We start from the raw sequence: 21,437 nt of genomic DNA, 5'->3' as shown, positions 1-21,437 counted from the left end.
CTCCATGCGCTTCGCCGTCACCGCCTTCCAGCCGTCCTCAGTTGTCCCCATCCCGCTTGAGGTGGACGCCGAACCGACGACGCCGGTGGGAAGCCTCACAGCGGCGATCGCCGAGGAGCTCGGAGGCCCTTCCGACGGTCCACTCTTCGCGGGCGGGTCGGTGCTCGATCCCTTCCAGACCCTGGCCGGGGCCGGTCTTTACGACGGCATCGCCCTCGGCCTTGGGGGCCCGGGTCCCGACGAGGCCACCTCTCCCGGCCTCGTCGAAGTCCGGATCGTCGGCGGGCACGACGCCGGGGTCACCTACCGGCTCGCGGCCGGCCACTACGACGTGGGCTCCGGACGGCACTGCCTCATCCGGACTCCGGGAGGCAGCGGCGTCACCGCCTCCATCACCGTCCAGGCCTCCGGCGCGGTCCGCGTCTCGGCACCCGCCACCGGCGTCGAAATGTCGGGACATTCGCTGGCACCCGGTGCCGACGCGGCGTGGGACCAGGGCACCCTGCTTTCCATCGACGGGCTGCTGCTCGACGTCGCTCCCAGGACTCTGCGCATCGCCTCGGTCAGCGTGGCCGAGGACGGCCTGGGGCGCGAGTTCAACCGGCCGCCGCGCCTGCGCCACACCCCGCCGGCCACCCGGTTCCGGCTTCCCCGCAAGCCCGGGGAACCGCCCCGCAACGCGATCCCGCTGCTGCCCCTGGTGCTGATCCCGATTGTGGCCTCGCTGCTGACGGTGGTCATCACCGGCAACTGGCGGTTCATCCTCTTCGGCCTGCTGTCCCCGGTGGCGGCCCTGCTGAGCCGCAGCGGCAACCGCAAGAGCCAGCTGCAGGACCACGAGCGGCGGGTCACTGACTACCGGGAGACCACGGAACGGATCGGTGAGGACATCTCCGCTGCGGTGCTCCTCGAACAGCGCATCCTCCGCTCGGTGCACCCCGACCCCGCAGCGCTGCTCGCCATGGCGGCGACCCCCACCGACCGGCTCTGGGAGCGGCGGCGCTCCGACATCGACTTCCTCGTCCTGCGCGCCGGAACCGGAAGCGTGCCCTCAAGCATCCTGGTCGAGGACGCCAACGAGGACGAGCACCGGAGGGCGACCTCACCCCGCCTGGCCGAGGTGCCGGTGACGGTGGACCTGCAGGCGGCCGGAGTCACCGGGATCGCCGGCGGACCGGGCCCGGCCTGCTGGCTCGTGGCCGAGGCCGCGGTCCTTTCCAGCCCCAACGACCTCGACCTGTACATCCTGACCGGCGGCAAGCCCGATTCGGCCTCTACGTGGGATTGGAGCCGCTGGTTGCCGCACGTGCGGCGCGAGGGACAGCCCGGAGCCTTCCACCTCGGAACCACGGCCGACTCCACCGCGCGGCGGGTGGCCGAGCTCGTTCAGCTCGTCGAGGTCCGCCAGGCCGCCCGGACCGGCGCGCAGGACCCCTCCGTCGATGAAAACCGGATCCTTGTCGTGCTCGACGGGGCCCGGCGCCTGCGCTTCCTGCCCGGAATCGTCACCCTGCTCCGTGAGGGCCCGGGCGTCGGCGTCTTCTTCCTCTGCATCGACCGCGAGGCGGAGCGGCTGCCCGAGGAGTGCTCGGTCGTTCTATCGGTGGGCGAGGACGGCCGCGGTGAGGTGCTCGGCGCGGATGGAACCGCCCAGAAGATCCGCGCCGACGCGCCCCGCCCCGCCTGGTACGAGACGGTGGCTCGCAGCCTGGCGCCCCTGCGCGCCGTCGGCGACAGCGACGGCACTGTGCTGCCCAAGGCCGTCCGGCTCGTCGACCTCCTTGGCCTGTCAGACTCAGTCGCCGACGAGGTCGCCGGACGGTGGCTGCTTTCGGCCCGGAGCACCCAGGCCCGGCTCGGCGTGGGGCTCGACGGTGCCTTCGTCGTCGACCTCGAACGGGACGGCCCGCACGGCCTCGTGGCCGGGACGACGGGCTCCGGCAAGTCCGAACTGCTCCAGAGCCTCGTTGCATCGCTCGCTGTGGCGAACCGGCCTGACGAGATGAACTTCGTCCTCGTCGACTACAAGGGCGGCAGTGCCTTCGCCGAATGCGCCGACCTGCCGCACACCATCGGTATGGTCACAGACCTCGACACGCACCTCGTCGAGCGGGCGCTGACGTCCCTCAACTCGGAGCTGCGCCGGCGCGAACATCTGCTGGCCGACGCCGGCGCCAAGGACCTCCCGGACTACCTCGACCGGCGCAGCCTCGACCCTTCACTTCCCGCCCTGCCGCGCCTGGTCATCGTGATCGACGAATTCGCGTCAATGGTCCGGGAGCTTCCCGACTTCGTCAGCGGCATGGTCAACCTCGCCCAGCGGGGCCGGTCGCTCGGACTTCACCTCATCCTGGCGACCCAGCGCCCCTCCGGGGCGGTCTCGGCCGACATCCGCGCCAACACGACGCTGCGCATCGCCCTCCGAACCACCGATGCCTCGGAAAGCCGCGACATCATCGATGCCCCGGACAGTGCAACCCTCTCGCCGTCCACGCCGGGTCGGGCCTTTGCCCGGATGAGCGCCTCGGTCCTCCTGCCGTTCCAGGCCGCACGGGTGGGCGGACGCCGGGCATCGGCCCGCCCTGCCGATGCTGCCGCGGTGGCGGCCGCCGTCGGAAGGGTTCCCTGGGCCGAGCTGGGCGACGGCGTTCCTCCGCTTGCTCCGCCCGCCCCGGGTGCCGGCCACCCCGGGGCCCACCCGGGCGCCGCGGGAACGGCAAGCGGCGCAGACGGCAGCACCGACCCGTCGCCGGCCGGTGAACTCACCACCGACATGGCGTTCCTCGCCGACGCACTGACGCGCGCCGCCGACCAGCTGGGGATCGCCCCACCGTCCCGGCCGTGGCTGCCGCCCCTTCCCCAGCGGATCGAGCTGGCAGCTGACACGGCGGTCATGCACGGAGAGGCGCGGCGCACCGAAGCGTCCCTCGCCCCTGCAACCTGGGGTTTAATCGACGACCCGCAGCTCCAGCAGCAGCTGCCGCTGCAGTTCGACCTCGACACCATGGGACACTTCCACCTGATCGGCGCGCCGCAGAGCGGACGCTCCCAGGCGCTTCGCACACTCGCCGCGGCCATCGCCACTGCCGTGAGCACGAAGGACGTCCACCTTTACGGCATCGACTGCGGGACCGGCGCGCTCAACGCGCTGACCGACCTGCCGCACGTCGGGGCGGTGATCGACCACCGCTCCCCGGAGCGGCTCGGACGCCTGATCTCGCGGTTGACCGCGGAACTCCACTCCCGCCAGCGGATGCTCGGTGCCCGCGGTGTCTCCGACCTCCACGAACTCCGCAGCCAGCTGCCCGAGGAGGAGCGGCCGCCCCACCTCGTCGTCCTGGTCGACCGGTTCGAAGTGTTCGACCGCGAGTACGCCAACCACGACAACGGGTCGCTCCTCGAACGGCTCACCACCATCCTGCGTGACGGCGCCGCCGTCGGGCTGCACCTCATCCTCGCCGGCGACCGGTCGCTTGCCTCAAGCCGCTATGCCGGCACCACCGAGGACAAACTCGTCCTCCGGCTCAACGACTCCGCCGACTGGTCGATGGTCGGGATCCGCCCGAAGGCCGTGCCCGAGAACATGCCGCCGGGCCGCGCCCTGCGTCCGAGGGACGGAGTGGAGGTCCAGATCGGCGTCCTCCCGGCGCTCCAGGGCGCCGACGAGGTCAGCGGCGCCGCCCAGGCGCTGGCCCTCGAGCAGTTGGCCTCCCGTCTGCGGGAGCGCGACCGGAATGTCCCGGACGGGCTGCGCCCGCGTCCGCTTCGAGCCCTGCCTGACCGCATCAGCTATGCGGAGGCCGGTGCCCGGGCCGTCGCGGCCCTGCCGGCCAACCGGATCCTGGTCGGCCTGGGCGGGGACGACCTGGTCCCGCTCGGCCCCGACCTCAGCGACACGCCCACCTTCCTGGTCGCCGGGCCGCCGAAGAGCGGCCGCAGCACGGCGCTGCTCACCATGGCTTTGGCGGCGCTGCGGCGCGGCGACGGCATCGTGGTCATCGCGCCCCGGCGCAGCCCGCTGCGCGGCCTCGAGGGACACCCCGGCGTGGCCGCGGTGCTCGTCGACCCGGACACCTCGTCCGCCGACCTGAGGCAGGCACTCTCACGGGTTCCCCAGGAGCGCGGGATGCTCATCATCGACGACGCCGAGATGGTGCTGGCCAACGACTTCTCCGCGGAGATCCAGGCCCTGGCGCGCGGCGCCGCAGGGGAGGGCTGGGCGGTCCTCGCAGGAGGCAACGCCGAGGCCCTCGGCAACGCGATCGGGGGATGGGTCGCCCTCGCCCGTCGGAACCGGCAGGGGCTGCTCCTGGCCCCGCAGTCGATCGCCGACGGCGAACTGATCGGCGTTCGGCTCGGCCGCGGCGTCGTGGGCACCCCGACGGTCTCCGGGCGGGGCCTCCTCCACCTCGGCGACGGGCAGCTCATCGCCGTGCAGGTTCCCGAAACCAACGCACCAACTCCCGAACCGCTTCCAGCTTTTCCGCCTGCCGTCCCGGCCGGTACTCCAAGAGAGGACACGTAGATGCCACGCCGTCATGTCAACGGCTTCGAGGTACTGGGCCTCGACGCCGACCCCACCCCCGGGGACCCCGAGGCCCTGCTGGGAAAGCTCGTCCCCACGTACACCAGCCTCGGTGACGACGCCGCCGCCGCAGCCGATGTGCTCACCAGCCAGGAAGTGACCGAGGGGCGCGGAGAGGCGATGGAAAAGCTGAGGGAGGTGGTCGGCACGAAGTATCCGGAGAAGCTGCGCAAGGCCGCGACGTCCTTCCGCGAGGCGGCGGAGGCCTACTCGGCCTACGCCCGGACGCTCTCCGAGACCCAGAGCGAGATCGACCGCTCCATGGACCAGGCGCTGCCCGTCGCGACCCTGGCCGCCGAAGCTCCGCCGCAGCCCGCCTCGGACGCCAGCGCCGACGACCGCCGGGCAGCCCAGCAGCGCGGAGCGCAGATCGACGACGCGCGCGGCGTACTCACCGGAGCCCGGAGGCTGGCCGCCGACGCGAAGGCGCTGCGCGAGCAGGCCGCCGGAAAGCTGCGCGACGAGCTCGAGCACGTGACCGTGGTGCCCGCGCGCAGCCTGTTCCAGAAGTTCCTCGAATGGTTCAAGAACAACCCCGTACTCCAGATCATCCTGGGCATCGTGGTCGGCATCGTCAGCATCTTCTTCCCCATCGTCGGCTTCGCACTGGGGGCGCTCACCTTCGGGCTTCTCACGGCATTCAATACCCTGGCCACGGGCAAGCTCGACGTCGGCGCGCTCGTGGTCGGATTCCTGACCCTCGGATTCGGCGGAGGCATGGCCGCCATCCGCCTGATCCCGTCGATAGGGGCCAAGGCGGGCAGCGCGACCTCCAGCGCCGGCCGGTTCCTGACGTCGCTGCCCGGCCCCATCGGGCCCGGCCTCCGCTCGACCGGAGACTTCCTCCGCAACTCGCCGATCCTCAAGAAGGCCCTGCTGGCGTCGACCGAAGGTTTCGTGCCGGGTGCGGTGATCAACTCGATCGGCGGTGCGATCAACGCCAAGGACGGCACACCGTTCAACGCAGCGGTGATTTTCTCCGGTGCGCTCGCCGGCGGCTTTGCCGGAGGCGCCGGTGGCGCGCTGGCCACCCGCTTTGGGCCGGGGCTCAACTCGGTCTTCGGCAAGCCGGGCTCCTCCACTCCGCCGGCGACCAGGAGTGCGCCCGGTGAGGCGGCGCCTGCCCCGGCGCCTGCCCCCGCCCCGGCGCCTGCGCCTGCGCCTACCTCTGTTCCAGCCCCTGCCCCCGCGCCGGTCACTACGCCGTCCCGGCCCGCCACGCCCGAGGTCCAGCCGGTGCCGGGATCGCCCGCCCCGTCGCGTCCTGCCTCGCCGGCCCCCTCCACGGAGTCGGAGTTCCAGACGGCGCCGTCGAGCCCCGTAACCGGCACCCCGGGTCCGTCGCGCCCGTCTTCTCCGGCACCGTCGATGAACGAGCCGACCCCCGGCACCCCGGGTCCGTCGCGTCCGTCGTCTCCGGCACCGTCGGTGAACGAGCCCACGCCCGGCACGCCTGGCCCGTCGCGTCCGGCCACGCCCGCACCGGTGGATCCCGCCCCCGGCACTCCGGATCCCTCGCGTCCGGCCACGCCCGCACCGGCCGATCCGGCCCCAGCACCGGGTCCTGCGCCGGCCGCGCCTGGGACCCCGACTCCCGAGACCCCTTCCCCCGGCCCTTCCACCGTGGATAAGGCGGCCAACAGCACCGTCATCGGCGTCTCGGTCGGCGCCGACGGCGGAACCAAGGTCCTGGTTACCGAGCGGCAGAACTCCGAGGAGCACGGAGGGCAGCTCGTGGGACAGGAAGCCACCGGTGGCCAGGCGGGCCTTGCCGCCGGAAGCCCGACCAACCGGACCGAACCCATCACCAAGGGTGCGGGCGGCTTCGGGCGGGTCGGCCGATGACCGGCCTCCGCCCCGCCGGGCCCGACACCCGACCTCTGAAAGGGATATCCCAATGACGCACATCACGGTCCCCCTGGAGGAGCTCGAGGAGGCTGCCCGGGACCTCGACAACGTTCTGTCCCTGCTGGAGACCGGCACCGGTCAGCTCGACCTCGAACAGATGCTGGGCAATGCCCCCGATGTGATGGGCGCGGCACGGACCTTCGACCGCCGGTGGTCGGACGGGCGGAAACAGCTGATCGACGAAGGCAAGAAGATCCGGGACAAGATCCGGGAGGCCACCCAGGCCTTCGTGGATACCGACAACCACCTCGCCGAGGCACTCGACCAGGACAAGAAATGACGAATCCCAGCACCACGACGCGGAAGTTGACCTAATGCCAAGCTTTGACCTGCCCACCCGCCCCGGCCGCTTCGCGGTCGCCGTACCGGAGCACTGGGCCACCTTCGACGTCGCCCACGAGCAGCTGGTGACCGCGAGGCGGGAGGCGATGACAGGCGCGGGTTCGGCGCAGGAGCGAGTGCAGATCGACGAGCTTTTCGCCCACGCCAAGCGGGTGACGTCGGCCGCACGAAAGGCCGGGGCACTGTGGGGCGCCGGCACGGCGACCGTGTACGACGACGGCTTCTTCGTCGGGCAGGTGATGCTGTTCGCGGTCACAGCTCCTGATCCCGCCACCTTCACCACCCCCGCGATGTCGGCGGCGCTCGGCGGCGGCCGCGGCACGGGCACGGCCGACCTCCCGCCGCGCACGGTCACCGCTGTCCGGCTGGGCGACGGGACCGGAGCGACCCGCGTCTGCGGGCAGGAGGAGGTTCAGGCGACCGATGCCCAGCGCGTGCGCGTCCTGGTCTCCCACACCTTCGTTCCGGTCCCGGGAACGGGCGACGAGTTCATCCTCGTCACCGGCCTGTCCCCAAACCTCGCCCTGGAGGAAGAGGTGCTCGACCTCTTCGACGCCATCGCCGGGACCTTCCGCTTCCTCCCGGCCTGATTGCTCCTGGCGGGGCCTCAGTGTCCGGCCAGGTCCAAAGCCACCGCACGCACCGGCGACCCGTCCATGCCGGCCAGCGGCAGGGGCAGGACCGAGACCAGCGGATCCTCCCAGGTGACGGCCGCGAGGTTCGTGAGGTTCTCGATGATCACCCCGCCGGCGCCCAGGAAGGCCGCGTGGAACGGGAGCAGGCCCCCGTTGGCGAGGGTCGCGTCGGGGTTGAGCATGTCGACGCCGACCACCGAGACCCCGGCGGCCAGCAGCGCCACGGCGATCTCGGGGGAGAGGACCGGGTGCGCGAGGTAGTCCTCGGTGCCGAAGTGTTTCGACCACCCGGTCTCGAAGAGCACGATGGAGCCGGCCTGCAGCTCCCGGAGCCCGTCCCCGACGTCGGCCCACCGCAGGTGCTGGTGCGGTTCGAGGCCTGGGCATTTCACGATCCTCGCCGTGCCCACCAGCCGTTCCAGCGCGATCCGGTCAACCGGGGCACCGCCGTCGATGGAGTGGAGCGGCGCGTCGATGTGGGTGCCGGTGTGGGTTCCGGCGTGCACGCTGGCGACCTGGAAGCCGTCCTCGGCCAGCGTGGCCACCGGAGCCAGGGTGACCTCCGGGTCGCCCGGGTACACCTGCATCCCGGTGACCACGGGCTGCGAGAGGTCAACGATCCGCACGGGGATCCTGCTCCTGGGACGGGGCCAGGTCGAGGAGGTGCTTATCGATGGGAGTTCCCCGTTCCATCCGGCCGGTGGCCGCCGCCCAGCCCAGATACAGCAGGGCGGAGATGACGAAGGTCGGGATGGTGGCGCCGATGGGGCTCGGCAGGGAGTAGGTGAGGATCAGGGACACCGCCGCGCCGACGGCCCAGACGACGACGGCAGCGATATTGACTCCCTTGGAGAACCAGTAGTCGCCCCCGTTGGCGCGGAGGATGTCCGTCCCGTAGTGGCGCCGGCGCACCAGGTAGTAATCGACGATCATCACTGCGAACACGGGGATGAACAGGGAGCTGATCAGCACCAAAAAGGCGGTGAACTGGTTCAGCAGCGCCAGCCAGGTGGAGCCGAGGATCGAGATCACCCCAAGCACCAGCGCGGTGCGGAGGAAGGTGACCCGGCGCGAGGGCACCATGTTCACGACCGAGGACACCATGCCGTAGACGACCATCGTGTTTGTGGCCATGACCGAGAGGAAGATGACGATCGCCAGCGGAGCCCCGAAGGCCGCGACGATGACGGTGGGGTCGAACGGCACCGCTTCGCCGCCGTTGAGGACGACGTAGGCGATGGCCGTGGCTCCCAGCGTCATGGCGAGGACGGTGGAGAGGGTGTAACCGATCGCTGAGCCAACGATTCCCGCCGTCGAGGACTTCGCCAGACGGTTGAACTCCGCCGAGAGCACTGTCCAGGAGATCGCCGTCGCGATCACCACGTCGAGTACCGAGACCCCCGTCCAGCCGGCCTCCGGGTCAACCGGGGTGGTCAGAAAGTCGGCCGGCGTGAAGGTGGTGAAGGCGGAGATGAAGATGAAGCCCATGAAGGCGAGGATCACCAGCGCCAGCCACGGTTCGACCCGGGCGATGCCCGCGTGGCCGAAGATCGCCAGGCACACCACGAGGAGCTGGCAGAGTACGGAGAACAGGACGGGGTTGGAGAAGCCGGTGGCCTGCTCCACGAGGAAGTTCACCGTCACGCCGGCAAGCATCGCCTGGACCCAGCTCCAGCCCATCAGGATGATGACGTTCGCGGCCACCGGCAGGAAAGACCCGCGCAGCCCGAACGAGCCCTTGGTGAGGGACATGGTGGGCAGCCCGGTCCGGGTTCCCATGTTGCCGATCAGCACCAGGACCGCTCCGCCGATGAGCGTGCCGAGCAGGATCATGCCGATGGCCAGGGGCCAGCTCACGCCGGGGACGAAGAGCGTCCCGGTCAGCAGGGTTGTCACCACCAGGTTGGCGGCAAGCCAGATCATCCCGATACGGCCGGTGCCGAGAGTGCCCCGGAGCGGGCCGTAGCCCTCGGAGTTCTTCTCGAGGTGGTTAGACAGCCGGGTGTACGCGGAGGTCCTGGACTGGGTGGGCTGCTCGGTCGCCATGGCGCTAGCTCGCTTCCGGAAGGGCTGAATCGGCGGGAAGGGGGGAAAGGTGCTCATGGACGGCCGTGATGGACCCGCCGGAGCGGTGGAAGACGATGGTCTCGCGTTCGCGGGTGGTCTCCCCGGGTCCGTCCCCCGTCCGGGTGACCGTTTCGACGTCGTGGGTGAAGACGGCGGTGGGACCGAGCAGCTGGATGCGCGGATTGCTGCTGGTACACGAGACCACCCGCCAACCGTCCTCCAGCCAGCTGTTCCACAGCGATTCGTAGGCGGCGCGGTTCTCAAGCCGGCGGGCCTCGGTGGAGAAGACGAAGCTCGCATCCTCGGCGAAGGCGGCGAAATAGCCGGCGGTGTCGGTTGCGGCGAAGGCGTCGACGAGCCGCTCCGCTGCGCGTTCAATCTCGTCGAGGGTTACCTGTTCCATAGCCATCCCTGGGAAGGCAGTGCACCCCAGTCCCCAGCTTGGTTGCTCCGCAGTAAACAATTGTTTACTTGATGATGCGTGATCGCCGTTACAGTGTCAACGCGTTTCTTTCAATCCTGAAGGGGAGGGAACCCCAGTGCAACGATCTCGCCCGCGCCCTGCCGGGGCGGCAGGGATTCCGTCCGCCCGGTGGCAGACCGCGCCCGGTGGCGTGGTGCAGGATGTTGCCATGGATGCCACCGACGCGCTCAACGAGATTGCCTTCTGGCTTGAGCGGGAATCCGCTCCCTCCTTCAAGGTTCAGGCCTTCCGCAAGGCGGCCGCTGTCATCGCCGGGCTCAGCCGGGAGGAGCTGGCCGAACGCATCGGCAATGGACGGCTGAAGCGGACCAAGGGAATCGGGGAGCGGACCTTCGAGGTGATCCGGGAGGCCGTCGACGGCGGCGTTCCCAACTACCTGGCGGGCCTGCGCGAGCGCGGCGCCCGGCCGCTCGCCGAGGGCGGAGCGGACATCAGCGCCGCCCTGCGCGGCGACCTGCACAGCCACAGCGAATGGTCCGACGGCGGATCGCCCATCGAGGAGATGGCCGCGGCGGCCCGCCTGCTCGGCCGGGAGTACCTGGCCCTGACGGACCACTCGCCGGGCCTCACCATCGCGAACGGGCTGAGCACCGAGCGGCTGAGAAACCAGCTCGACGTCGTGGCGGCCATCAATGACGGCAGCGACGGGTTCCGCCTGCTCACCGGCATCGAGGTCGACATCCTCGAGGACGGCGGCCTCGACCAGGCGCCGGAGGTGCTCGAGGGGCTCGACATTGTGGTGGCGAGCGTGCACTCCAAGCTCCGCTCCGACCGCGGCACCATGACGCGCCGGATGCTCGGGGCAGTCGCGAACCCGCAGACGAACGTCCTGGGCCACTGCACCGGGCGCCTCGTGCAGGGCTCGAGGGGCACCCGCCCGGAATCGGAGTTCGACGCGGCGCGGGTCTTCGCCGCCTGCGCCGAGAACAACGTGGCCGTAGAGATTAATTCCCGGCTTGAACGCCAGGACCCACCGGACCGGCTCATCCGGCTCGCACTTGACGCAGGATGCCTCTTCAGCATCGACAGCGACGCCCACGCACCCGGCCAGCTCGACTACCTTCAGTACGGGGCGGAGCGGGCCGAACGGAACGGCGTGCCCGCCGAGCGGATCGTCACCACCTGGCCCCTTGACCGGCTGCTCGAGTGGGCCGGAAAGGGCCTGCCTGCCGGAGGCTGATCCGCCGCCCGGCAGGCAGGCCCGCCGGACGGAAGCGGTGCCTGCCTACCGGAAGGCCGGGATGCCGGTGAGGTGCTGGCCCAGGATCAGGGTGTGGACCTCGTCGGTGCCCTCGTAGGTGCGGACGCTCTCGAGGTTGTTGGCGTGGCGCAGCGGTGAGTGGTCGAGCGTAATGCCGTTGCCGCCGAGGATGGCGCGGGCCTCCCGGGCGATGGCAAGGGCCTCCCGGACATTGTTGAGCTTTCCCACCGAGATCTGATGCGGCTTCAGGGCGCCGGCGTCGTGAAGCCGCCCAAGCTGCAGTGCCAGCAACGTTCCCTTGGTGATCTCAAGGGCCATGTTCACGAGCTTCTCCTGGGTGAGCTGGTAGGCGGCCAGCGGCTTGCCGAACTGCATCCGCTCCCGGGAGTAGTTGAGCGCCGCCAGGTAGCTGTCGCGCGCCGCCCCCATGGCACCCCAGGCGATGCCGTACCGCGCGTCGTTGAGGCATTCGAACGGGCCCCGGAGCCCCCGGGCGGCGGGCAGCAGCGCCTCGGCCGGGAGCCGGACGTCCGTCAGTTCGACGTCGCACTGGATGGAGGCCCGCATTGAGAGCTTTTGGGGGATCTCGGTGGCTCGGAATCCCGGGGTGTCGGTGGGCACGAGGAAGCCGCGGATGCCGTCGTCGGTCTGCGCCCACACCACGGCGACCTGCGCGATGCTCGCCAGTCCGATCCAGCGTTTGGTTCCATTGAGCACCCAGTCGCCGCCGTCCCGGCGGGCGTTGGTCAGCATGCTCGCCGGGTCGGATCCGCCGCCGGGTTCGGTCAGCGCGAAGCAGCCGATCACGCTGCCTGCGGCCATGCGGGGAAGCCACTGGTTCTTCTGCTCCTCGGAGCCGTGCCGGGCGATGGCGCCCATGGCCAGGGAACCCTGGACGCTGAGGAAGGTGCGCACGCCCGAGTCTCCGGCCTCGACCTCGAGGGCCGCCAGCCCGTACTCGACGGCGCTGCGTCCCGCACACCCGTAGCCTTCGAGGTGCATGCCGAGCAGCCCGAGTTCGGCCATCGGCGCAACGATGTCGAGCGGAAACTCCCCGGTGTCGTACCACCGGGCGATGTTCGGCCGGATCTCCGCGTCGACGAAGGCGCGGACCCTGCCCCGCAGCGCCACCTCCTCGGCGGAGAGGAGGGAGTCGATGCCGAGAAGGTCGGTGGGATCGGGGGTCTCCGGGATCATTCCCTTACTGTACGCAGTGCCGCGGGACGGGTGCCGGAGGCCGGGGGGCGTGCGGCTCAGCCCAGTTTCGAGGGCTTCGTCCCGGTGTCGGCGGCCTCGGGCTCACCGGGTCCCGCGACGTGCTCACTGCCGCGCACCCGGGCGATGGCGGTCATGCCGTGGAAGATCAGCAGGGCGGCGGCGGTCCCGAGCGCGATGCCCGCGAAGGTCAGGTCCCCGACCGTCCAGGTGAAGTCGGCGATGCCGATCACCAGGGCTACGCCGGCGGTGGAGAGGTTGATGGGGTTGGAGAAGTTGACCTGGTTGGAGACCCAGATCCGCACGCCGAGGATCCCGATCATGCCGTACAGCACCACCCCGGCGCCGCCGAGGACGCCCGGGGGGACGGTGGCGATGAGCGCCCCGAACTTGGGGAAGAGGCTCAGCAGCACGGCGACGATGCCGGCGACCCAGTACGCCGCCGTCGAGTAGACGCGCGAGGCGGCCATCACCCCGATGTTCTCCGCGTAGGTGGTGGTGCCGGAGCCGCCGCCGGCACCGGCGATCATGGTGGCGACGCCGTCGGCCATCAGGGCCCGGCCGGTCACCGGGTCGAGGTCCCGCCCGGTCATGGCGGCCACCGACTTCACGTGGCCGATGTTCTCGGCGACCAGGACCAGCACCACCGGAAGGAACAGGCCGACGACGGAGAGGTGGAAAGTGGGTGCCGAGAACTCGGGCAGCCCGATCCAGGCGGCGTCGCCGATCGCGGCGAAGTCGACCTCTCCGCGCAGCATCGCCACGAGGTAGCCGGCGAGCACGCCGATCAGGATTGAGAGGCGCCCCAGGATGCCCCGGAACAGCACGGTGACCAGCAGGATGGCGAGGATCGTCACGACCGCCGTCACCGGCCCCTGCTCGACGCTGTTCTTCGCCGTCGGGGCGAGGTTGAGCCCGATCAGGGCGACGATGGATCCGGTGACGACCGGGGGCATCGCGGCCTGGATCCAGCGCGAGCCGGCGCGGTGGACGATGAAGCCGATGACCGCCAGCAGGGCACCGGCCATCACGATGCCCCCGAGCGCCCCGGCGGGCCCGTGCTGGGCCTGGGCCGCGGCGATGGGGGCAATGAAGGCGAAGCTCGAGCCGAGGTAGCTGGGCACCCGCCCTGCGGTGATGACCAGGAACAGGATCGTGCCGATGCCCGAGAACAGCAGCGTGGTCGACGGCGGGAAGCCGGTAATCAGGGGCACCAGGAAGGTCGCGCCGAACATGGCGACCACGTGCTGTGCCCCGATGCCGATGGTGCGCGGCCAGCTCAGGCGCTCATCGGGGGCCACGTAGGCGCCAGGGGTGACGTTCTTGCCGTCCCCGTGCAGGGTCCAGCCGGTTCCAAGCGCGCTCATGGCGGTGCCTTCCAGGGAGGGTGTGGTCTGGGGAAATCCTATCTCCCGGCGGTTGGCGCCGTGTTACGTTGCAGTCCTGACGATTGCAGGAGGACATAAACCAATGGGGTTGAGCAGCCGGGCCCGGGCCCTGCGACACGGGGTAGGGCACTTTGGCACCCGGGCGCCGGGGGCGCCCCGCCGGCCGGCGGCGGACGATGCGGCCTTCACGGCCCGCGGCCGCACGGTGCTGGTGACGGGTGCCGCCATGGGGATGGGCCGGCTCTATGCCGAGCGGGCCGTGCGAGAGGGCGCCGCCGCCGTCGTGCTGTGGGATGTGGACGCGGTGGCCCTCGAGGCCACGGCCGCTGCGCTCGCCGGAGCCGGCGCCGCGGTCTCCGCCTACCCGGTGGACATCTCCTCCCTGGAGCAGGTTCGGACCGCCGCGGCGGCGGTCCTCGCCGACCCCGGCGCACCCGAGATCCTGATCAACAACGCCGGCATCGTGACGGGCAGCTACTTCTGGGAGCATCGCCAGGAGGAGGACATTGCCCGCACCCTCCAGGTCAACGCCCTCGCGCCGATGCACATCACCCGCGAATTCCTGCCGGCAATGATCGGGCGCGGCACCCCGGCACGGATCCTCAATGTGGCCTCAGCCTCGGGAACGCTCTCGGTGCCGCGGATGAGCGTCTACACCGCCTCGAAGTGGGCGGTGATCGGCTGGAGCGACTCACTGCGCCTTGAACTCCTCGCAGCCGGGCACCCAGGAATCCGGGTCACCACTTTGATCCCCAGCTACATCCGGACGCCGATGTTCGCGGGGGTGAGCGCTCCGCTGCTCACTCCGCTGCTCGAGCCCGGCGCCGTGGTGGACCGGGCGTGGCAGGCCATGCTCGAGGGCCGCGCCCGCCTCCAGCTGCCGTGGACGGTGGCGCTGGGCAGCGCGCTGCGCGGGCTGCTGCCCCAGCCCGCATGGGACGTCGTGGCCGGGCGGATCTTCGGGGTGTACCGCTCAATGGACACGTTCACCGGGCGCCGGCCGTCAGCCCCACCTTCAGCCCCGCCACCCGCCGGGATCACCGCCGGAACCCCCGCCGGAACCCCCGCCGCGGTGGAGGCGTCCCGATGACCGCCGGGACCGTTCGAGTAACCGCCGGGACCGTCGTCGGGCGGCTGCGCGGCACCTTCGAGGCGGGCACCACTCGCCCCCTGGTGTGGCGCCGGCAGCAGCTGCGCGCCCTGATGCGGATGCTCGCCGAACGGGCCGAGGACTTCACCACTGCGCTCGCCGCCGACCTGGGCAAGAGCCCGACCGAAAGCTTCATCTCCGAGCTGGCCGTGGTCCGCGCCGAGGCGAAGCACGCCGTGAGGCACCTGCCGGCCTGGGCCGCCCCGGTGCGGGTTCCGGTGCCGATCGGGCTGCGTCCGGCCTCCGCCAGCGTGACCGCCCAGCCGTTGGGCGTGGCCCTGATCATCGCCCCGTGGAATTACCCGGCGCAACTCGTCCTCGCCCCGCTCGTCGGCGCGCTCGCCGCCGGGAACTGCGCGGTGCTCAAGCCGAGCGAGCTGGCGCCGGCCACCTCGAAGGTGCTGGCGCGCCTGGTGCCCCAGTACCTCGACCCGGACGCCGTCGCCGTGGTTGAAGGGGGCCCCGAGGTCACAACGGAACTGCTCGGGCAGCGGTTCGACACCATCTTCTTCACCGGGGGAGAGCGGGTGGGCCGGATCGTAGCCGAGGCCGCCGCCCGGAACCTCACTCCGGTGACCCTTGAACTGGGCGGGAAGTCGCCGGCCGTGGTGATGGACGGCGACCTCGACGCCGCGGCCCGCCGGCTGGTCCAGGGGAAGTTCCTCAATGCGGGCCAGACCTGCGTGGCCCCCGACTATGTCCTGACCACGCCAGCGCTCGAGCCGGCGCTGGTCCAGGCCCTGCGCGGGGCGCTCAAGGAGTTCTACGGCGAGGATCCCTCGACCTCGGCGGACTACGGCCGCATCGTCAACGCCGGACACTTCGACCGGCTCACCGCGCTCCTGCGGGACGGTACGGTGGCCGCCGGTGGACGGCACGACCGCGCCACCCGGTACCTTGAGCCGACCCTGCTGACCGGGGTGTCTCCGGAATCGGCGCTCATGCAGGAGGAGATCTTCGGTCCCCTCCTGCCGGTGCTGACGGTGCCCGACCTCACCTCCGCCGTCCGGTTCATCACGGCCCGGCCGACCCCGCTGGCGGCGTACCTGTTCAGCAACAGTCCCGAGCGGCGCACCGCCTTCGAGAACGCGGTCCGGGCCGGCGGGATCACGCACAACGCCTGCCTGGTGCAGCTCGCCGTGCCGGGGCTGCCCTTCGGCGGAGTGGGCGCAAGCGGCTCCGGCAGCTACCACGGCCAGCAGGGCTTCGACACCTTCAGCCAGCATCGGCCGGTATTCACCAAGGACACCCGCCCCGATACGCTCCGGGTGGCCTACCCGCCCTTCGGCCCGCTGAAGCGCCTGCTGCTGCGCCGGCTGATCTAACGCGGCAGGCGCCTGCCGGGAAACTGCCCGCGAGTGTGCAGCTCACCACGCTCTGAGGTCCGGAAAGCGTGGTGAGCTGCAGTTTCGGCGGGTTTCGACCGGGGTGCCGGATGGGGTCTTCAGAAGATCACTGGCGAGTGTGCAGCTCACCACGCTCTGAGGTCCGGAAAGCGTGGTGAGCTGCAGTTTCGGCGGGTTTCGTCCGGGGGGCCGGTCAGGCGCCGATGACGCCGTCGACGAGCGCCTTGGCCTCCGCCTGCACCTGCAACAGGTGGTCCTCGCCGCGGAAGGACTCGGCGTAGATCTTGTAGACGTCCTCGGTTCCCGATGGGCGGGCCGCGAACCAGGCGTTTTCGGTGGTGACCTTCAGCCCTCCGACCGGTGCGCCGTTGCCCGGGGCCTCGGTGAGCCGTGCGGTGATGTCCTCACCTGCGAGGGTCGTGGCCGTGACGTCCGACGGCGAGAGCTTGCCCAGCGCCGCCTTCTGCTCGCGGCTCGCAGCGGCGTCGATGCGCGCGTAGACCGGCGCCCCGAACCGTTCGGTGAGCCCGGCATAGTGCTGGGAGGGGCTCTTCCCGGACACGGCGGTGATCTCTGAGGCGAGCAGGGCCAGCAGGATGCCGTCCTTGTCGGTGCTCCAGGGCCCGCCGTCCTGCCGCAGGAAGGAGGCGCCGGCCGATTCCTCCCCGCCGAAGGCGACCTCGCCCGTCAGCAGGCCCGGAACGAACCACTTGAAACCGACCGGCACCTCGACGAGCACCCGGCCGAGGTCGGTGGCCACCCGGTCGATGATGGAGGAGGACACGAGCGTCTTGCCGATCACGGCGTCCGCCCGCCAGGACGGGCGGTTGCGGTACAGGTAGTCGACCGCCACCGCGAGGTAGTGGTTGGGGTTCATCAGGCCGCCGTCGGGGGTGACGATCCCGTGGCGGTCGGCGTCGGCGTCGTTGCCGGTGGCGATGTCGAACTCGGCGGCCCGGGCGATGAGGGATGCCATGGCGTAGGGGGAGGAGCAGTCCATCCGGATCTTCTCGTCCCAGTCGAGCGTCATGAATCCGAACTGCGGGTCGACCGACGGGTTGACCACCGTGAGGTTCAGGTTGTGGTTCTCGGCGATGGCACCCCAGTAGTCGACCGAGGCACCGCCCATGGGGTCGGCACCGATCGACAGGCCCGAGGCCCGGATCGCGTCGAGGTTCAGCACCGCCGGCAGGTCCTCGACATAGTGCTGGAGGAAGTCGTAGGTGCCGATGCCCTCGGCTTTCTGGGCCTGCGCGGCGGGAACCCGGCGGACCTCGCGCAGCCCGCCTTCCATCAGCTCATTGGCGCGGGCCGCAATCCAGTTGGTGGCATCGGAATCAGCCGGCCCGCCGTGCGGTGGGTTGTACTTGAAGCCGCCGTCGGCCGGCGGATTGTGGGAGGGGGTGATGACAATGCCGTCGGCCTTGTCGGTGCGCGTGGCGTTGTAAACGAGGATGGCGTGGGACACGGCGGGGGTGGGCGTAAAGGCGCCGCGGGCGTCGATCCTCACCGTGACGCCATTGGCGGCGAGCACCTCGAGGGCAGTGTTCTGCGCCGGCTCCGACAGCGCGTGCGTGTCCTTGCCCATGAAGAGGGGGCCGGTCACCCCTTCACGGTCCCGGTATTCGACGATCGCCTGCGTGATCGCCGCGATGTGCGCCTCGTTGAACGAGGCCTTCAACGACGAGCCGCGGTGGCCCGAGGTGCCGAAGGCGACGCGCTGCGCCGGATCGGACGGGTCCGGAACGACGTCGAAATACGCGTCAAGCAGGGCGGTGACATCAACAAGGTCGCTGGGTAGGGCAACAGTGCCCGCTCGGTTAGCCATGGCAACAGCATGTCAAAGAACTGCGCCAAATACAGCCGCCGGTTTTATCCGCACTCCGGCCGGCGCCGCGGCGGGGTCGAGGCGTCGCCGTTTTGCCCGTCCGGCACGGATTCCGTTGCATCGGCGCACCAGGGCGGGGACCATTAGGAGATCCGGGGGTCCGGACACCCGAACCCTCCCGCACGACCCGAGGTGGAACCATGGCCGACGACGGCCCCCAGCAACGCCCCCCATTCGGCGATCCCCACGATCCGCGCTGGTATTCCGATCCCGGCATGCGGGCGCCCGGGGCTTCCGGCGCGGCCGGACCGGCCGGAGAGGGGCCGTCGGGAGCGCATGCCGCGGGGACGGACCGGCAGGGAGTGAGCCCGTACCCGTTCGGCGGGGCGGATTCCGGCCGCGGCTTCCCGCGCGGCGGGCAGGAGTTCGGATCGACGTCCTACCGGCAGCCGGGGACCCTTCCGTATGGCTCCTATCCGGCTCCCTACCCCGCGGAACCCCGGGGAATGAGCATCGCCGCACTGATCCTCGGCGCGGCGGCCGTGTTTACCGGCGGCCTGCTGCTCCTGCCGCAGATCCTTGCGGTGGTGTTTGGCCATCTCGCCCTGCGCCGTGAGCCGGACGGCAGGCCGCTGGCCCTGGCCGGGCTCATCATGGGGTACGTCATGCTGCTGGTGGGGCTGCTGATGGTCGTCGGCTTCACCCTGCTCGTGGCCCTGGGGATGGCCGCCTCGGTGACGACGGGGCCTTGAGGTCGGGCGGATCATAAGTATGCTGATAAACAGGGCCCGGAGCGGGCCTTCCGCCTCCGAAAGGCTGAACGATGACTGACAGTACGAACACCACCCCTGAAGGCGACCCCGACGAGGAGGGCGCCGAAAAGGCCGGAGGCACCGAGAACCTCGACGCCGGCGGCTACGGCGGCCCCGACCCGGAGGTCGAAATCGCTCCCGGATTCGACGGCGGCAAGGGCCCCGACGGGCAGGAGTAGCAGCGCCGGAATGTCCGGCGCTAGAGGGCCTCGAGCTGGGCGCAGACCGCCAGGAGGTCGGCCTCCGCGCTGGGCCTGCCGATGAGCTGGATGGCCATCGACAGCCCTTCCGCGGTGGTCAGCGTGGGAACCACCAGGGCAGGAAGCCCGCACACGTTGACCATCGAGGTGAAGGGCGAATACCGGCACTGCCGCTCGTAGTCCGTGTCGGCGTCGGCGTCGGTGTACCAGCCGATCGGGCGCGGGGTCATGCCCAGCGCCGGGGTGAGGATCATGTCGTAGTCCGCGTACTGGCGGATGGTGTCGTATTCGAACTGCCGCAGGATCCCGATCGCTTCGGTGAGTTCCGTCGCCGGACGGGTTCGAGCGCGCCGGCGCAGCGTCCCCGCCAGCGGCGTCAGCTTCGCCTCGTCCTCCTCGGCGATCGGGGCAATGGCCAGGGCCGCCGTCCAGACTGTCTGGAAGGCCGCGTGGTAGCGGGGATCGTAGGTCAGGGGCGCCTCGACGACGTCGTGCCCGGCCGAGCCCAAAGCGCGGATGCCTGCCTCGAGGGCGTCGCGGGCCGGGGCGTCGAGGGTGATGGGAAAGGCGCTTTCGAACGGCGAGACCGTGCTGACGCCGATCCGGAAGCGGCCTTCGGCGCGCTGGGCCGCGGCGAGGAACGACCCCGCAGGGGCGGCGGCCGCAGTGGAGCGGTAGCCGGGCTCGGCCACGAGGGCGTCAAGGAGGAGCGCGGCGTCGGCGGCATTGCGTGCCAGCGGCCCGGCCACTACGAACTGTCCCAGGTCGGCCTGCCCGGACCCGGAGGGCACCCGGCCCCGGTTCGGCTTGAGTCCCACCAGCCCGGTGGCGGCGGCGGGGATCCGCACCGACCCGCCGCCGTCCGTACCTGGAGCGAAGGGGATCAGCCCGGCCGCCACGGCGGCGGCGCTGCCGCCGGAGGACCCGCCCGGACTCAGCTCGGGGTGAAGGGGATTGCGGGCGGGCGGCCCGATGAGATTCTCGCTGTAGGCGCTCAGTCCGAACTCCGGGACCTGCGTCTTCCCCAGGCTGATCGCCCCGGCGGCCCGCAGGACCGCCACCAGCGGGGAGTCCTCCTCCGCCACGGCCGCCGGGAGGGCCGCCGTTCCATAGGTGGTGGGGACACCGGCCACCTCGGTGAGGTCCTTGTGTGCCAGCGGGAGCCCATGGAGCACCGGCAGCGGGCCACCGGTGGCCCGGCGCGCATCGGCGGCATCGGCCTCCCGGAGGGCCTGTTCCGCGGTGACGGTGAGAAAGGCGCCGAGGGCGGGATTACGCTCCTCGATCCGCTGCAGATAGTGCTCGGTCAGCTCCCTCGCCCCCACGTCGCCGCTGGCCAGGGCGTCGCGCAGGGTGAGGGCCGACAGGCTGGATAACTCGCTCATACACCGCTTCCGTTGGAAGGACCGTCCGGGGAATTCATCCGGGCGGCGCCCGGGCCCGCTCCCACTATAGGCTTGGAGGACCGCCGGAACGCGGCGGCCCGGGCCCCGGCACACAGGCGCCCGGCAGTGAAGGGAAGTGCGCGTGAGCGAATTTGAGAATGTTTCAGTGGAGTCCCTTGCCCCGGACGCCCGGATCCTCGACGTGCGCGAGGACTATGAGTGGGAGGCGGGCCATGTCGAAGGCGCCCTCCACATCCCGTTGGATGAGCTTCCCGCGCGGCTGGACGACCTCGACCCCGACGAGGATCTCCACGTGATCTGCAGAACCGGCGGGCGCTCCCACCGGGCGGCCACCTGGCTTGTGGCCAACGGCTACTCAGCGGTCAATGTCACCGGCGGAATGGGAGCCTGGCTCGAGGCCGGCAAGCCCATGGTCTCCGAGTCGGGCAGCGAGCCGACGGTCCTGTGAGCGATCGAGCAGGGCCGGCCCCGGCGTCCCTGGCCTTCGCCTCGTATGCCTTCCTCGGGCCCGAGGGTACCTTCACGGAGGCCGCCCTGCTTCAGGTCCCGGGAGCGGCGGACGCCCGCCGCCTGCCGGTGGCGACGGTGGGCGCCGCGCTCGCCGAGGTCCGGTCCGGCGCAGTGGACGCCGCCATGGTGCCGATCGAGAACTCGGTCGAGGGCGGCGTGAGCTCCACCCTCGATGCCGTCGCGGTCGGCGAGCCGCTGCGGATCGTGAGGGAGGAACTCGTCGCGATCACGTTCGTCCTCGCGGCCCGCCCCGGCGTCCGGCCCGCCGATGTCCGCCGGATCTCGACGCACGGCCATGCCTGGGCGCAGTGCCGCGGCTGGGTCGACGCCAATATTCCGAATGCGGAATACCTCCCGGCC

General features: G+C 70.9%; 18 protein-coding genes. 11 read left to right on the top strand and 7 right to left on the bottom strand.

The genetic code is table 11. From position 1 onward, the window contains the following. Window positions 1–4 precede the first annotated feature (4 nt). From QZX79_RS12730 to QZX79_RS12715, 4 genes are read left to right on the top strand one after another with little or no spacing between them, the layout of a single operon-like run. Window positions 5–4,525, top strand: coding sequence for an FtsK/SpoIIIE domain-containing protein (locus QZX79_RS12730; protein WP_294568628.1), 4,521 nt, complete (start codon window positions 5–7; stop codon window positions 4,523–4,525). Further along, window positions 4,526–6,430 (top strand): hypothetical protein, encoded by a 1,905-nt coding sequence (locus QZX79_RS12725; RefSeq protein WP_294568627.1) that lies wholly within the window; start codon window positions 4,526–4,528, stop codon window positions 6,428–6,430. Window positions 6,431–6,482: 52 nt separating this feature from the next. Continuing rightward, entirely contained in the window at window positions 6,483–6,773 is a 291-nt protein-coding gene (locus QZX79_RS12720; RefSeq protein WP_294568626.1) for a hypothetical protein, read from the top strand. A 34-nt stretch (window positions 6,774–6,807) separates the two neighbouring features. Continuing rightward, on the top strand, window positions 6,808–7,425 hold the full coding sequence (locus tag QZX79_RS12715) for a hypothetical protein (RefSeq protein WP_294568625.1): 618 nt from the start codon (window positions 6,808–6,810) through the stop codon (window positions 7,423–7,425). A gap of 17 nt (window positions 7,426–7,442) precedes the next feature. Here QZX79_RS12715 and QZX79_RS12710 read toward each other — a convergent pair whose 3' ends face one another. The 3 genes from QZX79_RS12710 to QZX79_RS12700 are packed head-to-tail and all read right to left on the bottom strand — an operon-like array spanning window position 7,443 to window position 9,940. Beyond that, a complete protein-coding gene (locus QZX79_RS12710; RefSeq protein WP_294568624.1) occupies window positions 7,443–8,096 on the bottom strand; it encodes a cyclase family protein in 654 nt (217 codons plus the stop codon). Then, a complete protein-coding gene (locus QZX79_RS12705; protein WP_294568623.1) occupies window positions 8,083–9,516 on the bottom strand; it encodes a cytosine permease in 1,434 nt (477 codons plus the stop codon). The genes QZX79_RS12710 and QZX79_RS12705 overlap by 14 nt, the downstream gene beginning before the upstream one ends. A 4-nt stretch (window positions 9,517–9,520) precedes the next feature. After that, window positions 9,521–9,940 carry a nuclear transport factor 2 family protein gene (locus QZX79_RS12700; RefSeq protein ID WP_294568622.1) on the bottom strand — a complete coding sequence of 140 codons (420 nt, stop codon included), beginning with the start codon at window positions 9,938–9,940 and terminating at the stop codon, window positions 9,521–9,523. A 229-nt stretch (window positions 9,941–10,169) separates the two neighbouring features. Between QZX79_RS12700 and QZX79_RS12695 the strand changes: the two genes are divergently transcribed. Then, entirely contained in the window at window positions 10,170–11,201 is a 1,032-nt protein-coding gene (locus QZX79_RS12695; RefSeq protein WP_294568621.1) for a PHP domain-containing protein, read from the top strand. Window positions 11,202–11,246: 45 nt separating this feature from the next. Here the strand turns inward: QZX79_RS12695 and QZX79_RS12690 are convergent, their stop codons facing one another. Beyond that, on the bottom strand, window positions 11,247–12,419 hold the full coding sequence (locus QZX79_RS12690; protein WP_294568620.1) for an acyl-CoA dehydrogenase family protein: 1,173 nt from the start codon (window positions 12,417–12,419) through the stop codon (window positions 11,247–11,249). 56 nt (window positions 12,420–12,475) lie between these two features. Next, entirely contained in the window at window positions 12,476–13,804 is a 1,329-nt protein-coding gene (locus QZX79_RS12685) for a uracil-xanthine permease family protein (protein ID WP_159801964.1), read from the bottom strand. A gap of 103 nt (window positions 13,805–13,907) precedes the next feature. On the opposite strand from QZX79_RS12685, the gene QZX79_RS12680 reads away from it, so the two are divergent. Next, entirely contained in the window at window positions 13,908–14,915 is a 1,008-nt protein-coding gene (locus QZX79_RS12680) for an SDR family NAD(P)-dependent oxidoreductase (protein WP_366484963.1), read from the top strand. Continuing rightward, entirely contained in the window at window positions 14,912–16,300 is a 1,389-nt protein-coding gene (locus tag QZX79_RS12675; RefSeq protein ID WP_294568619.1) for an aldehyde dehydrogenase family protein, read from the top strand. Before QZX79_RS12680 ends, QZX79_RS12675 begins: the two co-directional genes overlap by 4 nt. A 214-nt stretch (window positions 16,301–16,514) precedes the next feature. Here QZX79_RS12675 and pgm read toward each other — a convergent pair whose 3' ends face one another. Further along, window positions 16,515–18,149: a phosphoglucomutase (alpha-D-glucose-1,6-bisphosphate-dependent) gene (gene pgm / locus QZX79_RS12670; RefSeq protein WP_294568618.1), complete on the bottom strand. Its 1,635-nt coding sequence runs from the start codon at window positions 18,147–18,149 to the stop codon at window positions 16,515–16,517. Window positions 18,150–18,511: 362 nt separating this feature from the next. Here pgm and QZX79_RS12665 point away from each other — a divergent pair, with 362 nt between their 5' ends. After that, window positions 18,512–18,901 (top strand): DUF4190 domain-containing protein, encoded by a 390-nt coding sequence (locus QZX79_RS12665; protein WP_294568617.1) that lies wholly within the window; start codon window positions 18,512–18,514, stop codon window positions 18,899–18,901. Window positions 18,902–18,972: 71 nt separating this feature from the next. After that, window positions 18,973–19,140, top strand: a complete 168-nt coding sequence (locus QZX79_RS12660; protein WP_294568616.1) for a hypothetical protein — start codon at window positions 18,973–18,975, stop codon at window positions 19,138–19,140. Between the two features lie 20 nt (window positions 19,141–19,160). On the opposite strand, the gene QZX79_RS12655 is transcribed toward QZX79_RS12660, so the two are convergent. Next, window positions 19,161–20,546, bottom strand: coding sequence for an amidase (locus QZX79_RS12655; protein WP_294568615.1), 1,386 nt, complete (start codon window positions 20,544–20,546; stop codon window positions 19,161–19,163). A gap of 142 nt (window positions 20,547–20,688) precedes the next feature. On the opposite strand from QZX79_RS12655, the gene QZX79_RS12650 reads away from it, so the two are divergent. Together QZX79_RS12650 and QZX79_RS12645 are read left to right on the top strand one after the other, a co-directional pair. After that, window positions 20,689–21,015: a rhodanese-like domain-containing protein gene (locus tag QZX79_RS12650; protein ID WP_294568614.1), complete on the top strand. Its 327-nt coding sequence runs from the start codon at window positions 20,689–20,691 to the stop codon at window positions 21,013–21,015. Window positions 21,016–21,044: 29 nt separating this feature from the next. Continuing rightward, the coding region (locus QZX79_RS12645) for a prephenate dehydratase domain-containing protein (RefSeq protein WP_294568718.1) at window positions 21,045–21,437 on the top strand (393 nt) is incomplete at its 3' end.

Origin of the sequence: uncultured Arthrobacter sp., assembly GCF_902805515.1 — a bacterium.
GTDB lineage: Bacteria > Actinomycetota > Actinomycetes > Actinomycetales > Micrococcaceae > Arthrobacter_D.
Note: the sequence above shows the minus strand (reverse complement) of the source record. Positions and strands in the feature narration are given on the sequence as shown.

Bases quoted from the DNA above. Each gene is read 5' to 3' on its own strand.
- QZX79_RS12730 (WP_294568628.1), top strand. From the start codon at position 5: ATGCGCTTCGCCGTCACCGCCTTCCAGCCGTCCTCAGTTGTCCCCATC.
- QZX79_RS12725 (WP_294568627.1), top strand. From the start codon at position 4,526: ATGCCACGCCGTCATGTCAACGGCTTCGAGGTACTGGGCCTCGACGCC.
- QZX79_RS12720 (WP_294568626.1), top strand. From the start codon at position 6,483: ATGACGCACATCACGGTCCCCCTGGAGGAGCTCGAGGAGGCTGCCCGG.
- QZX79_RS12715 (WP_294568625.1), top strand. From the start codon at position 6,808: ATGCCAAGCTTTGACCTGCCCACCCGCCCCGGCCGCTTCGCGGTCGCC.
- QZX79_RS12705 (WP_294568623.1), bottom strand. From the start codon at position 9,516: ATGGCGACCGAGCAGCCCACCCAGTCCAGGACCTCCGCGTACACCCGG.
- QZX79_RS12700 (WP_294568622.1), bottom strand. From the start codon at position 9,940: ATGGAACAGGTAACCCTCGACGAGATTGAACGCGCAGCGGAGCGGCTC.
- QZX79_RS12695 (WP_294568621.1), top strand. From the start codon at position 10,170: ATGGATGCCACCGACGCGCTCAACGAGATTGCCTTCTGGCTTGAGCGG.
- QZX79_RS12690 (WP_294568620.1), bottom strand. From the start codon at position 12,419: ATGATCCCGGAGACCCCCGATCCCACCGACCTTCTCGGCATCGACTCC.
- QZX79_RS12685 (WP_159801964.1), bottom strand. From the start codon at position 13,804: ATGAGCGCGCTTGGAACCGGCTGGACCCTGCACGGGGACGGCAAGAAC.
- QZX79_RS12680 (WP_366484963.1), top strand. From the start codon at position 13,908: ATGGGGTTGAGCAGCCGGGCCCGGGCCCTGCGACACGGGGTAGGGCAC.
- QZX79_RS12675 (WP_294568619.1), top strand. From the start codon at position 14,912: ATGACCGCCGGGACCGTTCGAGTAACCGCCGGGACCGTCGTCGGGCGG.
- pgm (WP_294568618.1), bottom strand. From the start codon at position 18,149: ATGGCTAACCGAGCGGGCACTGTTGCCCTACCCAGCGACCTTGTTGAT.
- QZX79_RS12660 (WP_294568616.1), top strand. From the start codon at position 18,973: ATGACTGACAGTACGAACACCACCCCTGAAGGCGACCCCGACGAGGAG.
- QZX79_RS12655 (WP_294568615.1), bottom strand. From the start codon at position 20,546: ATGAGCGAGTTATCCAGCCTGTCGGCCCTCACCCTGCGCGACGCCCTG.